14 protein-coding genes are annotated in these 12,937 nt (G+C 43.2%); 13 read left to right on the top strand and 1 reads right to left on the bottom strand.

What is annotated here, in order from left to right:
• Positions 1–343: 343 nt before the first annotated feature.
• Positions 344–1,708 carry an aspartate kinase gene (locus tag AC5FEC_RS10045; RefSeq protein WP_493662086.1) on the bottom strand — a complete coding sequence of 455 codons (1,365 nt, stop codon included), beginning with the start codon at positions 1,706–1,708 and terminating at the stop codon, positions 344–346.
• Between the two features lie 253 nt (positions 1,709–1,961).
• On the opposite strand from AC5FEC_RS10045, the gene fabM reads away from it, so the two are divergent.
• The 13 genes from fabM (at position 1,962) to AC5FEC_RS09980 (ending at position 12,639) form a co-directional block, all read left to right on the top strand.
• Positions 1,962–2,753 (top strand): trans-2-decenoyl-ACP isomerase, encoded by a 792-nt coding sequence (fabM, locus tag AC5FEC_RS10040; RefSeq protein ID WP_304949396.1) that lies wholly within the window; start codon positions 1,962–1,964, stop codon positions 2,751–2,753.
• Between the two features lie 142 nt (positions 2,754–2,895).
• Positions 2,896–3,330, top strand: a complete 435-nt coding sequence (gene fabT, locus AC5FEC_RS10035; protein ID WP_062201938.1) for a fatty acid biosynthesis transcriptional regulator FabT — start codon at positions 2,896–2,898, stop codon at positions 3,328–3,330.
• Positions 3,330–4,304 carry a beta-ketoacyl-ACP synthase III gene (locus AC5FEC_RS10030; protein ID WP_304949398.1) on the top strand — a complete coding sequence of 325 codons (975 nt, stop codon included), beginning with the start codon at positions 3,330–3,332 and terminating at the stop codon, positions 4,302–4,304. The genes fabT and AC5FEC_RS10030 overlap by 1 nt, the downstream gene beginning before the upstream one ends.
• Positions 4,305–4,359: 55 nt before the next feature.
• Entirely contained in the window at positions 4,360–4,584 is a 225-nt protein-coding gene (locus AC5FEC_RS10025) for an acyl carrier protein (protein ID WP_002893611.1), read from the top strand.
• Positions 4,585–4,719: 135 nt separating this feature from the next.
• A complete protein-coding gene (gene fabK / locus AC5FEC_RS10020) occupies positions 4,720–5,694 on the top strand; it encodes an enoyl-[acyl-carrier-protein] reductase FabK (protein WP_493662085.1) in 975 nt (324 codons plus the stop codon).
• Positions 5,687–6,607: an ACP S-malonyltransferase gene (gene fabD / locus AC5FEC_RS10015; protein ID WP_149518282.1), complete on the top strand. Its 921-nt coding sequence runs from the start codon at positions 5,687–5,689 to the stop codon at positions 6,605–6,607. Before fabK ends, fabD begins: the two co-directional genes overlap by 8 nt.
• Before the next feature lie 12 nt (positions 6,608–6,619).
• A complete protein-coding gene (fabG, locus tag AC5FEC_RS10010) occupies positions 6,620–7,354 on the top strand; it encodes a 3-oxoacyl-[acyl-carrier-protein] reductase (RefSeq protein WP_037617536.1) in 735 nt (244 codons plus the stop codon).
• Between the two features lie 53 nt (positions 7,355–7,407).
• Positions 7,408–8,640, top strand: a complete 1,233-nt coding sequence (gene fabF / locus AC5FEC_RS10005; RefSeq protein ID WP_493662084.1) for a beta-ketoacyl-ACP synthase II — start codon at positions 7,408–7,410, stop codon at positions 8,638–8,640.
• Complete coding sequence (accB, locus tag AC5FEC_RS10000) at positions 8,641–9,138, top strand: acetyl-CoA carboxylase biotin carboxyl carrier protein (protein WP_234550986.1); 498 nt, start codon at positions 8,641–8,643, stop codon at positions 9,136–9,138. It abuts the gene before it with no gap.
• Positions 9,135–9,557: a 3-hydroxyacyl-ACP dehydratase FabZ gene (gene fabZ, locus AC5FEC_RS09995; RefSeq protein WP_062201928.1), complete on the top strand. Its 423-nt coding sequence runs from the start codon at positions 9,135–9,137 to the stop codon at positions 9,555–9,557. Before accB ends, fabZ begins: the two co-directional genes overlap by 4 nt.
• Before the next feature lie 18 nt (positions 9,558–9,575).
• Positions 9,576–10,943 (top strand): acetyl-CoA carboxylase biotin carboxylase subunit, encoded by a 1,368-nt coding sequence (accC, locus tag AC5FEC_RS09990; protein WP_493662083.1) that lies wholly within the window; start codon positions 9,576–9,578, stop codon positions 10,941–10,943.
• 65 nt (positions 10,944–11,008) lie between these two features.
• On the top strand, positions 11,009–11,872 hold the full coding sequence (gene accD, locus AC5FEC_RS09985; protein WP_493662082.1) for an acetyl-CoA carboxylase, carboxyltransferase subunit beta: 864 nt from the start codon (positions 11,009–11,011) through the stop codon (positions 11,870–11,872).
• Entirely contained in the window at positions 11,869–12,639 is a 771-nt protein-coding gene (locus tag AC5FEC_RS09980; RefSeq protein ID WP_493662081.1) for an acetyl-CoA carboxylase carboxyl transferase subunit alpha, read from the top strand. Before accD ends, AC5FEC_RS09980 begins: the two co-directional genes overlap by 4 nt.
• The last annotated feature ends 298 nt before the right edge of the window (positions 12,640–12,937 follow it).

Genomic DNA, 12,937 nt, shown 5'->3' with positions numbered 1-12,937 from the left:
AAGAAAAAGTAGTGAGTACTCTCTCCCGTCGGAGATTTCTTCACTACTAATCTTAGTATGTTTTCTACAACAAAATAGGCTCCATAATCCCTGCGGTGGATTTACCCACTACAGAAATTATAGAGCCCTTTTATTTATGCACAAGGATGTATGAGTTGTCTCATGCTCCCTACTTATCCAATTTTTTGATAGACTAGAAAATGCTCTGTTAAAGACCACGGATTGATGATCTTTATTATAAAATGAACATCTTTTTTTGTCATGGCTTGACAATCTCACTTCGGGAAGGTAGTGAGCTTTTGGAAGTGTCTAATAATCAAGTCTACTACGAATCTTAGATGATTTATTCTTTTGTTTGTGGTTTAAAGAAGGCTTTATATAGCGCTCGGATAGCAGCTTTTTCTTGCTCTTTATTGACTACGAACATGATAGATACTTCACTTGAGCCTTGGGACATCATTTGAATGTTGATATTATTTTCTGAAAGAGCTTTGGTTGCGGTAGCTGTAACCCCAATATGGCTTTTCATTTTTTCACCGACAATCATGATAATGGAAAGGTCGTGTTCAATTTCTGCATGATCAACCTCTGCTTTTTGGATAAGCTGGCGAAGGATTTCTTCCTCTTTGATAGGGGTCAATTCGCGCTCGCGCAAGATGATGGAGAGGTCGTCAATTCCTGTAGGCATGTGCTCCCAGCCAATGTTCAAATCTTCTAGGATTTGGAGAACCTGTCTACCAAAGCCGATTTCTCGGTTCATGAGATATTTAGACATATTGATACTTACAAAGCCTGCATCACCAGCAATCCCGACGACAGGTAAATGTTCCTTGCTATGTTTATGAACAATTTGCGTTCCAGGATGTTCAGGATTGTTAGTGTTTTTGATAACCAGCGGAATTTTACCACGGTAAGCAGGAAGCAGGGCCTCATCATGGAGAACAGTAAAGCCAGCATAGGCCAATTCCCGCATTTCACGGTAGGTCAGTTCAGGAATGGAATGTGGTTTGTGGACGATGCCAGGATGGGCTGCGAAAATCCCATCGACATCAGTAAAGTTTTCATAGATATCTGCTTTGACACCTGCAGCAATGATAGAACCTGTAATATCAGAACCACCACGAGAAAATGTGCAGATTTGTCCATCGCGGGTAACTCCGAAAAATCCTGGAATGACAAGAACTTCTTCGGAGTTGTTTAATTCTTCTATTTTATCATAGCTATATGGAAGAATTCGGGCATTACCCGGCTCACTGGAAACAAAAAGTCCAGCTTCTCTTGGATGTACATAGCGAGCAGGAACTCCGTTTTGGTTGAAGAAAGCTGCAATTAATTTCGCATTATTATCCTCTCCAGCTGCAAGAAAAGTATCATAAAGAAATTCATTTTCTTCAATTGGCAGAGTGGCTAATGAAACAATGTTTTTTGAAATTCTATCGAGAATAGTTTGCTTTAATCCCAGCTCCGCCACGATATCTGCATAACGGTTGATAATCCATTTTTGCTGCAATGAAACATCGTCACCAGCGATGTATGCGCGATAGTATTTAATCAAAGCATCTGTGACTTTGGTATCAGAATCATTTCTTTTTCCTGGGGCTGATACAACAACGAATTGACGTTCCTTATCTGATTTGACAATATTTAACACTTTCTGTAATTGAGTTGCAGAAGCTAGTGAACTTCCGCCAAATTTTACAACTTTCATGGATGCTCCTCATATTTATTTTAAAAATTATAACAAAATTCTGAAAATTTTTCAATTCTTCTTTTTCAATCTCTAAAAGTAGTGAAGTTTTTGTAAATGACTTAACATCTGGTTATCATTTAAATTTATTTATTTTTTCTTTTCTTTCAAAATTATTTATGTTAGAATAGATACTACATTATAATTTGAGTGTCAAATTATTTAATCATAAAACAAAATCGACTGAATATATCAAGTCGGGAATGGAGCTAGAATGACTTTCAATGGTATTCTTTACAAGGTAGCTGATGAAGTAGCGACCATTACTTTTAATCGTCCGGAAGTTTCAAACGGTTTTAATATTCCTATGTGTGAGGAAATTTTAGAAGCGATTGAACTTGCCGCAAATGATCAGGCTGTGAAATTTTTAGTCATCAATGCTAATGGTAAAGTATTTTCAGTCGGTGGTGATTTGGCTGAAATGCAAAGGGCTGTCAGTGCTGATGATATCCAATCTTTGGTAAAAATTGCAGAGCTGGTCAATGATATTTCCTTTGCTATGAAGCGCTTGCCCAAACCAGTCATCATGAGTGTGGATGGGCCGGTTGCAGGTGCTGCAGCCAATATGGTCGTGGCTGCAGATTTCTGTATTGCGACGGAGAAATCGCGTTTTATCCAAGCCTTTGTCGGGGTCGGTCTGGCGCCAGATGCAGGTGGTCTTTATCTTTTGACACGGGCGATTGGTGTGACACGGGCGACCCATCTGGTCATGACCGGGGAACCTCTGACAGCAGAGAAGGCTCTGGATTATGGCTTGCTCTATAAAGTCTGTGAGTCTGAAAAACTGGAAAAAACAACAGACCAACTTCTTAAAAAATTAAAACGTGGTTCGCTTAATTCTTATAGGGCCATGAAAGAAATGGTCTGGAAAAGTCTCTTCAGCGGTTGGAAAGAATATGCAGAGTTGGAGTTAGAACTGCAGAAATCCCTTGCATTCACCGAGGACTTTAAAGAAGGTGTTCAAGCCTATACTGAAAAGCGTAGACCTAAGTTTAGAGGGAAATAGACGAAAATTGGTAAGGTCTACATCCCAAGAGTAATTATAAAAAATTATTTGATTTTCAAAATAATTTTCAAAAAGGCTTGCAAATTATTTTGATATCTGATAAAATTTGAATGCCAAAGTATTTTTTAAGGAGGTGTGGTTTTTGAATTTCCAGCTAGTAAATGATTATTTAACATCGATTTTTAACAATGTCTTGGTCATTGAAGAGTCCAGCCTCCGAGGCAGTCGTTTTAAAGATGTCTCTATTAAAGAAATGCATACGATTGATGTTATTGGCTCCACTCCAAATGCAACTCCAAGTGATATTTCAAGAGAATTAATGGTTACTTTGGGGACTGTCACAACCAGTTTGAATAATTTGGAGCGGAAAGGGTATATCGAACGTCGACGTTCAGAAATTGATCGCCGCGTGGTTCACCTAAATCTGACTAAAAATGGCCGACTTTTGTATCGTCTTCATAAACGTTTTCATAATCGGATGGTCATGCAAGTGGTTGAAGGAATGAGTTCGGAAGAAAGAAAAGTGATGCAAAAAGGTCTGCATAACTTATATAATTTTTTAGAGGAGCTGAAATGATGAACTACGCAAAGATTAGCCAAACTGCGCATTATGCTCCTAGTCAAATTGTCACGAATGATGATTTGGCAAAATTGATGGACACTAGTGATGAATGGATTTCAAGCCGGACAGGGATTAAAAAACGTCACATATCTTTAAATGAAACCACCAGTGATTTAGCGACAAGGGTTGCTGAGCAGTTGTTAGAGAAGGGCGGAATTTCTGCTGATGAGATTGATTTTATCATCGTTGCAACTATTACGCCTGATTCTATGATGCCTTCTACTGCAGCTAGGGTTCAAGCGAATATTGGCGCTAAGAATGCTTTTGCTTTTGATTTGACGGCAGCCTGCAGCGGTTTTATCTTTGCTTTGTCTACAGGTGAGAAATTTATTTCTTCTGGACGGTATAAAAAAGGTTTGGTCATTGGAAGTGAAACCTTATCAAAGGTTGTGGATTGGTCAGATCGCACGACTTCGGTATTGTTTGGTGACGGTGCTGGCGGTGTTTTACTTGAAACTTCAGAAAGACAGCATTTTTGGGCTGAAAGTCAGTTTACAGATGGTCTGAGAGGTGAGAGTCTGACTAGTGGCAGGCTTGGCTTGTCTTCACCTTTTTCAGAGAAGCAAGAAGATACACGTTATTTGAAAATGGAAGGTCGGGCAATTTTTGACTTTGCTATTCGCGATGTGGCTCAATCAATTAAAAGCACCATTGAGGAAAGCCAGTTTTCAGTAGATGATCTTGACTATCTGTTGTTGCATCAGGCCAATATCCGGATTTTGGACAAGATGGCTAAGAAACTGGGAGTCACTAGGGAAAAGCTGCCTGCTAATATGATGGAATATGGTAATACCAGTGCAGCCAGTATCCCGATTTTATTATCTGAGTGTGTCCAACAGGACTTGATTAAGCTGAACGAAAATCAGACAATTTTGCTGTCAGGTTTCGGTGGAGGTTTGACATGGGGCACGCTTATTGTTACAATTTAGTTAGTCATGTGGAAACACATTGATAAAAAATATTTATTTTTAAAGGAGTCTATCCATGGCAGTATTTGAAAAAGTACAAGAAATTATCGTTGAAGAACTTGGCAAAGAGCCATCAGAAGTTACGCTTGAGTCAACTTTCGATGATCTTGAAGCTGATTCATTGGACTTGTTCCAAGTTATTTCAGAAATCGAAGATGCTTTTGACATCCAAATCGAAACTGAAGAAGGCTTAAATACAGTTGGTGACTTGGTTGCTTACGTAGAAGAAAAAACAAAATAAACAAGAACTTGAGAGTATCGTGAGATATTCTCTCTTGTTTAGGTAATAGTTTGACTGTCAAAGTAAAGAAATACATCTCGCATGTGGTAGTTTGGAATCCAGCTATTACTTAAGCAATGATTAGAGGAAGGTATTATGCAAACACGAATTACAGAATTATTAGATATTAAATATCCTATTTTTCAAGGTGGAATGGCCTGGGTTGCGGACGGTGACTTGGCTGGTGCGGTTTCAAAAGCTGGTGGTCTTGGCATCATCGGTGGTGGAAATGCTCCTAAGGAAGTGGTGAAGGCCAATATTGACAAAATCAAGTCTTTGACAGACCGTCCTTTCGGTGTCAATATCATGCTTCTCTCTCCTTTTGCAGAAGATATTGTGGATCTTGTCATTGAAGAAGGAGTTAAAGTGGTGACGACTGGCGCGGGCAATCCAAGTAAGTACATGGCTCGCTTCCACGAAGCAGGCATTACCGTAATCCCAGTTGTACCAAGTGTAGCTCTAGCTAAACGGATGGAAAAAATCGGAGCGGATGCGGTTATTGCAGAAGGGATGGAGGCCGGTGGCCATATCGGTAAACTGACTACCATGTCTTTAGTACGTCAGGTTGTAGAGGCTGTGAATATCCCAGTTGTTGCAGCTGGTGGTATTGCAGATGGACCAGGGGCGGCAGCTGGCTTTATGTTGGGAGCTGAAGCTGTTCAGGTTGGAACACGCTTCGTCGTTGCTAAGGAATCCAATGCCCACCAAAATTATAAAAATATGATCTTGAAGGCTCGGGATATTGATACGACAATTTCTGCTCAGCATTTCGGCCATGCGGTTCGTGCTATCAAGAATAAGCTAACTCGTGATTTCGAAAAGGCAGAAAAAGAAGCCTTCAAGCAAGAAAATCCAGATTTGACTGTTTTTGAAAATCTGGGAGCTGGTGCCTTGGCCAATGCGGTTGTCCGTGGCGATGTGGAAAATGGTTCGGTCATGTCCGGTCAGATTGCCGGCTTGGTTAGCAAGGAAGAAACAGTAGAAGAAATTCTCAAGGATATTTATTATGGCGCTGCTGAAAAGATTCAGCAAGAAGCAAAACGTTGGGCAGGAGTGACTAGAAATGACTAAAACAGCCTTTCTCTTTGCCGGTCAGGGGGCCCAGTATCTGGGGATGGCTCGTGACCTCTATGATCAGTATGGCGTGGTCAAGGCGACCTTTGAGGAAGCTAGCCAGGTTCTGGGCTATGATGTTCGGGAATTGATTGACCAGAATGAGGAAAAACTTAACCAAACTCGCTATACTCAGCCAGCAATTTTGACAACTTCTGTTGCTATTTATCGCTTGCTGGCTGAAAAAGGAATCCAGCCTGATATGGTGGCTGGTCTTTCTCTGGGTGAATACTCTGCCTTGGTAGCTGCTGGTGCGCTGGACTTCAAAACAGCGGTAGCTCTAGTCGCTAAACGCGGAGCTTTTATGGAAGAAGCTGCCCCTGCTGGCTCTGGTAAAATGGTAGCAGTTTTAAATGCAGAGGTCTCTCTCATTGAGGCAGCCTGTCAGACGGCTAGTCAGCTGGGACTGGTTTCTCCAGCCAACTACAATACTCCTAGTCAAATCGTCATTGGGGGCGATGCGGCAGCGGTGGACAAGGCGGTGGAATTACTCAAGGAAGCAGGTGTGAAACGCTTGATTCCGCTGAATGTTTCAGGTCCTTTCCATACGGCTCTCTTGAAACCAGCTAGTGAGCAATTAGCTCAAGCTTTGGCTGAAACGGAATTTGCTGAATTTCAGCTTCCATTAGTTGGCAATACAGAAGCGGATATTATGGAAGCTGGTAGAATTAAAGAATTGTTGACCCGTCAGGTCATGGAGCCAGTTCGTTTCTATGACAGTATCGCTAAAATGCAGGAAGCTGGTGCGACAGAATTTATCGAGATTGGTCCAGGGAAAGTCCTGTCTGGCTTTATGAAGAAAATTGATAAATCAGCAGTTGTTCATCATGTTGAAAGTGTAGACACTTTGACAGCCCTACTAGAAAAATAATGGGGAATACCAATGGAATTAAAGAATAAAAATGTTTTTATTACTGGCTCTAGCCGTGGAATCGGTTTGGCCATTGCACATAAGTTTGCAAGTGCAGGTGCCAATATTGTCTTGAACGGGCGCGGTCAAATTTCAGATGACGTTTTAGCTGAGTTTGCTGGTTATCCGATCAAGGTCGTGGCTATTTCAGGCGATGTGTCTGATGGTACTGATGCCAAGCGAATGGTTGAGGAGGCGATTGTGGCTTTAGGGTCTGTAGATGTCTTGGTTAACAATGCTGGGATTACTCGAGATAAGCTCATGCTTAAGATGACAGAGGAAGACTTCGAGCAAGTGCTGAAGGTCAACTTGACTGGTGCCTTTAATATGACACAAGCTGTCTTGAAACCAATGACCAAGGCTCGCCAGGGAGCAATCATTAACTTATCAAGTGTTGTCGGTTTGACTGGTAATGTCGGTCAGGCCAACTATGCAGCTTCTAAAGCTGGCTTGATTGGATTTTCTAAGTCGGTTGCCCGTGAAGTGGCAGCGCGCAATATCCGTGTCAATGTAATTGCCCCAGGCTTTATCGAATCGGATATGACAGACGGGCTTCCTGAAAAAATCAAAGAAGCCTCCCTTGCTCAAATCCCAATGAAACGGTTCGGGAATACCGGAGAAGTGGCTGATGTTGCCTTGTTCTTGGCGAGACAGGAATATCTTACCGGTCAAGTCATCACGATTGACGGCGGGCTGACCATGCAGTAATTTCAAATGAATTTGGATTTGAAAGTTCACCAATCATCATAAAGGAGTTCACTATGAAACTAAATCGAGTTGTTGTAACAGGTTATGGATTAACCTCTCCCATCGGAAATACACCAGAAGAATTTTGGAATAGTTTAAAAGAAGGTAAGATTGGGATTGGTCCCATCACCAAGTTTGATCACAGCGATTTTGCTGTTCATAATGCGGCAGAGGTCCAAGACTTTCCTTTTGATAAATACTTTATCAAGAAAGATACCAATCGTTTTGACAATTATTCTTTGTATTCCTTGTATGCAGCTCAAGAAGCGGTAACAAATGCTAATCTTGATGTAGAAGCAATCGACAAAGACCGCTTTGGTGTCATCGTTGCATCTGGTATCGGTGGCATTAAGGAAATCGAAGATCAAGTCATTCGTTTGCATGAGAAAGGTCCGAAACGTGTCAAACCGATGACCTTGCCAAAGGCTCTGCCAAATATGGCAGCTGGGAATGTGGCTATGCGCTTCGGAGCAAATGGAGTCTGTAAATCAATCAATACAGCTTGTGCTTCTTCAAATGATGCGATTGGCGATGCCTTCCGCTCTATCAAATTTGGTTTCCAAGATGTGATGTTGGTAGGTGGTTCAGAAGCTTCTATCACACCATTTGCGATTGCTGGCTTCCAAGCTTTAACGGCTCTTTCCACGACAGAAGATCCTGCTCGCGCGTCTATTCCTTTTGATAAAGACCGGAATGGTTTTGTTATGGGGGAAGGCTCAGGTATGCTGGTTCTTGAAAGTCTGGAGCATGCTGAAAAACGTGGAGCAACGATTCTTGCTGAAGTAGTTGGCTACGGAAATACCTGTGATGCTTACCACATGACTTCTCCGCATCCAGAAGGTCAGGGTGCTATTAAGGCGATTAAATTGGCTCTTGCTGAAGCAGAGATTAGCCCAGCAGATGTTGCTTATGTCAATGCCCACGGAACTTCAACTCCAGCTAATGAAAAGGGTGAAAGTGGTGCTATTGTTGCAGTTCTTGGTAAGGATGTTCCTGTTTCATCTACTAAATCATTCACCGGTCACCTGCTCGGGGCAGCTGGTGCAGTCGAAGCGATTGCGACTATTGAAGCGATGCGCCACAGCTTTGTACCAAAAACAGCTGGTACAAGAGAAGTATCAGATTATATTGAAGCAAATGTTGTATTTGGGGAAGGCAAGGAGCAGGAAATTCCTTATGCGATTTCCAATACATTTGGCTTTGGTGGTCACAATGCTGTTCTGGCATTCAAGCGTTGGGAGGACTAGATGAATATCAATGAAATTAAAGACTTGATGGCTCAGTTTGACCAATCAAGCCTGCGTGAATTTTCTTATAAAAACCAAAGCGATGAGCTGACTTTCAGTAAGAATGAAGGGCAAGCCGCAGTGCCAGTAACTCCAGCAGTCAGTACAGCTCCGCTTGCCGCACCCTTGCAGGCTGCAAGCGCACCTGTGCTTGAGCCAGCTCCCCAAGCAGCTCCAACTGCAGTGCCTGAAGTGGCTCCAGAGGCTCCAACCCCTGCTGCTGAAGGCGATGTCGTGGAAAGTCCATTGGTCGGCGTGGCCTACTTGGCCGCAGGTCCAGATAAACCAGCTTTTGTGAACGTAGGTGACCAAGTGAAAAAAGGACAAACCCTGATGATTATCGAGGCTATGAAGGTAATGAACGAAGTGCCTGCTCCTAAAGATGGTGTTATCACGGAAGTTTTAGTCCAAAATGAAGAAATGGTTGAGTTTGGGAAAGGGCTGGTACGCATCAAATGATTGATATCAATACAATAAAAGAGGCACTTCCGCATCGCTATCCGATGCTTTTGGTGGACCGCGTTTTGGAAGTCAGTGAAGATGAGATTGTCGCCCTGAAAAATGTGACAATCAACGAGCCATTCTTTAACGGACATTTCCCTCAGTATCCTGTCATGCCAGGTGTTTTGATTATGGAAGCTTTGGCTCAAACGGCTGGTGTGCTGGAATTGTCTAAAGAAGAAAATAAGGGCAAGCTGGTCTTCTATGCTGGCATGGACAAGGTTAAGTTCAAAAAGCAAGTCGTACCAGGTGATCAATTGATTATGACTGCCAAGTTTGTCAAGCGCCGCGGAACCATTGCAGTGGTAGAAGCTAAGGCTGAGGTTGACGGAAAACTTGCAGCTAGCGGAACCTTGACCTTTGCGATTGGTCAGTAAGAAAGAGGAGATTTCACCATGTTTCGTAAAATTTTAATTGCTAACCGTGGGGAAATTGCGGTCAGAATTATTCGCGCGGCCCGCGAGTTGGGGATTGCGACAGTAGCAGTTTATTCAACGGCTGACAAGGAAGCGCTCCATACCTTACTGGCTGATGAGGCAGTCTGTATCGGCCCAGCCAAATCTACAGACTCTTATCTCAATATGAATGCGGTACTTTCGGCTGCTGTTTTGACCGAGGCAGAAGCCATTCATCCCGGTTTTGGTTTTTTGAGTGAAAATTCCAAATTTGCGACCATGTGCGAAGAAGTCGGTATTAAGTTTATTGGACCATCAGGTACTGTCATGGATCTGATGGGGGATAAGATCAATGCCCGAGCGCAGATGATTAAGGCCAAAGTACCAGTTATTCCAGGATCTGATGGAGAGGTGTATACTTCTAAAGAAGCCTTGGAAGTAGCCGAAAAGATTGGCTACCCAGTCATGCTCAAAGCTTCTGCCGGCGGTGGCGGCAAGGGCATCCGTAAGGTTGAAAAGGCTGAGGATTTAGTAGCGGCTTTTGAGTCTGCTTCTAGCGAAGCTAAAGCGGCCTTTGGTAATGGTGCCATGTATATGGAACGAGTCATCTATCCGGCGCGCCATATCGAAGTGCAAATCCTGGCAGATCAGCAGGGCCATGTGGTTCACTTGGGGGAGCGGGATTGCTCTTTGCAGCGTAACAATCAGAAGGTGCTGGAAGAAAGCCCATCAGTGGCGATTGGCAAAACCCTGCGCCAGCAGATTGGAGAAGCTGCTGTTCGAGCTGCTGAGTCCGTCGGCTATGAAAATGCTGGAACGATTGAGTTTCTGCTTGATGAAGCCAAGGGTGAGTTCTACTTTATGGAAATGAATACCCGGGTTCAAGTGGAACATCCTGTTACAGAGTTTGTGACAGGGATTGACATCGTCAAGGAGCAAATCAAGATTGCTAATGGGCAGGAACTGTCCTTTGGACAGGATGATATTGAAATCCGGGGCCATGCAATTGAGTGTCGGATCAATGCTGAAAATCCAGCCTTTAACTTTGCGCCGAGTCCTGGTAAAATTTCTAACCTTTATCTACCTAGCGGAGGAGTGGGGTTGCGCGTGGATTCAGCTGTCTATCCCGGCTACACTATCCCACCGTACTATGACAGCATGATTGCCAAGATTGTCGTCCATGGAGAAAACCGCTTTGATGCGCTGATGAAAATGCAGCGGGCTCTCTATGAGCTAGAAATTGACGGTGTTGTGACCAATAGCAGTTTCCAGCTGGATTTGATTTCTGATCCGAACGTGATTGCGGGAGACTACGATACAGCTTTTCTAATGGAAAAATTTCTCCCAGCTTATCAAGATAAAAATTAAGTGACAGAGAGTGGTTTTGTTTTAATTAGACAGAATCACTCTTAGATTTGATAAAGGAGTAAGCAATGCCTTTGTTTTCAAAAAAGGATAAATATATCCGAATCAATCCGAATCGGGCGATTCGTGAGACGCCTCAGGCTAAACCAGAGGTGCCAGATGAACTATTCTCCAAGTGTCCAGGGTGTAAGCACACCATTTATCAAAAAGATTTGGGAAGCGAACGGATTTGTCCAAATTGTGGCTACACTTTCCGTATTACTGCATTTGAACGTTTGAGCTTAATCGCAGACGAGAATAGCTTTGATGAACTGTTCACTGGGATTGAGACAACGGATCCGCTGCGTTTTCCTCATTATAAGGAAAAACTGGCGCAGATGCGTGAAAAAACAGGTTTGGATGAGGCCGTTTTGACTGGTACAGCTCTGATTAAAGGCCGAAAAATTGCTCTGGGAATCATGGATTCCAACTTTATCATGGCTTCCATGGGAACTGTTGTAGGGGAGAAGATAACCCGTCTCTTTGAGTATGCGACAGAACAGAAGCTGCCAGTCATTCTTTTCACAGCGTCTGGCGGTGCTCGGATGCAGGAAGGCATTATGAGTCTCATGCAAATGGCCAAGACCTCTGCTGCTGTGCAACGCCACTCCAAAGCGGGGCTCTTTTATCTGACAGTCCTAACAGATCCGACAACAGGCGGTGTCACGGCTTCCTTTGCTATGGAAGGCGATATCATTTTAGCAGAAGCTCAAGCTTTGGTTGGTTTTGCTGGCCGTCGGGTCATTGAGTCTACTGTAAGAGAGAAATTGCCAGATGATTTCCAAAAGGCTGAATTTTTACTGGAACATGGTTTCGTTGATGCAATTGTCAAGCGTGGTGAATTACGTGATACGATTGTTACACTTTTAAGCTTTCATGGAGGTGGCCTATGACAAGAATCATTCGGATCATCAAGGAAGCGCGTAATCAGGCGCGTTTAACAGCCTTAGATTTTGCTCAGGGGATTTTTGATGACTTTGTGGAATTGCACGGAGATCGTTCTTTTCGTGATGACGGTGCCGTTGTTGGCGGTATTGGAACCTTACAGGGCCAGCCTGTAACGGTTGTCGGGATTCAGAAAGGTCGCAATCTCCAGGATAATCTACGTCGAAATTTTGGTCAACCTCATCCCGAAGGATATCGCAAGGCTCTGCGTTTGATGAAGCAAGCAGAGAAATTCGGGCGTCCAGTTGTGACTTTCATCAACACTGCGGGAGCTTATCCTGGTGTCGGCGCTGAGGAGCGTGGGCAGGGAGAAGCGATTGCCCGCAATCTCATGGAAATGAGTGACCTTAAGGTGCCCATTATTGCCATTATCATCGGTGAGGGCGGCTCAGGTGGAGCTCTGGCACTGGCTGTTGCAGACAAGGTCTGGATGCTGGAAAATTCCATGTATGCGGTATTAAGCCCAGAAGGCTTTGCTTCTATTCTTTGGAAAGATGGCAGTCGGGCTATGGAGGCAGCTGAGCTGATGAAAATCACTTCCCATGAACTGCTTCAGATGGGAGTTGTGGATAAGGTTATTCCAGAACGTGGATTCAATAAATACGAACTCTTAGCTGCGGTCAAGGAAGAAATCAGTATTGAGCTGGCTCAACTTTCCAAACTGCCTCTGAAAGAATTATTGGAAAATCGTTATCAACGATTCAGAAAATATTAAAAACCGAGTTGAACTCGGTTTCTGACTGAAGACAAGCATCAAGATGAGATGTTTGTCTTTTTTTATTTGCTCTTTTCTACCATTTGTCAAGTCTGTCAAGGCTTTAAGTGAAAAATGAGATAAGACAGTAGCTATTCCGAGGTTACTGTCTTATTTTTAACACTTTTTGATCCATAAAAGGGCATGCAAAAAAAAACACCTCATCTGGTATTTTTTGAAACAAGGTGTTCCAATAATACGGCATAGACAGCCTTATCGATTTTGGGTCAAAGAGTAATCGTAAAGTTTGTTATGCGTA

Source organism: Streptococcus sp. STC1396 (assembly GCF_058933875.1).
Note: the sequence above shows the minus strand (reverse complement) of the source record. Positions and strands in the feature narration are given on the sequence as shown.

Coding starts and splice junctions, on each gene's coding strand:
- fabD (WP_149518282.1), top strand. CDS start 5,687: ATGACTAAAACAGCCTTTCTCTTTGCCGGTCAGGGGGCCCAGTATCTG.
- accC (WP_493662083.1), top strand. CDS start 9,576: ATGTTTCGTAAAATTTTAATTGCTAACCGTGGGGAAATTGCGGTCAGA.
- AC5FEC_RS10025 (WP_002893611.1), top strand. CDS start 4,360: ATGGCAGTATTTGAAAAAGTACAAGAAATTATCGTTGAAGAACTTGGC.
- fabG (WP_037617536.1), top strand. CDS start 6,620: ATGGAATTAAAGAATAAAAATGTTTTTATTACTGGCTCTAGCCGTGGA.
- fabM (WP_304949396.1), top strand. CDS start 1,962: ATGACTTTCAATGGTATTCTTTACAAGGTAGCTGATGAAGTAGCGACC.
- fabK (WP_493662085.1), top strand. CDS start 4,720: ATGCAAACACGAATTACAGAATTATTAGATATTAAATATCCTATTTTT.
- AC5FEC_RS09980 (WP_493662081.1), top strand. CDS start 11,869: ATGACAAGAATCATTCGGATCATCAAGGAAGCGCGTAATCAGGCGCGT.
- AC5FEC_RS10030 (WP_304949398.1), top strand. CDS start 3,330: ATGAACTACGCAAAGATTAGCCAAACTGCGCATTATGCTCCTAGTCAA.
- fabZ (WP_062201928.1), top strand. CDS start 9,135: ATGATTGATATCAATACAATAAAAGAGGCACTTCCGCATCGCTATCCG.
- accD (WP_493662082.1), top strand. CDS start 11,009: ATGCCTTTGTTTTCAAAAAAGGATAAATATATCCGAATCAATCCGAAT.
- fabF (WP_493662084.1), top strand. CDS start 7,408: ATGAAACTAAATCGAGTTGTTGTAACAGGTTATGGATTAACCTCTCCC.
- accB (WP_234550986.1), top strand. CDS start 8,641: ATGAATATCAATGAAATTAAAGACTTGATGGCTCAGTTTGACCAATCA.
- AC5FEC_RS10045 (WP_493662086.1), bottom strand. CDS start 1,708: ATGAAAGTTGTAAAATTTGGCGGAAGTTCACTAGCTTCTGCAACTCAA.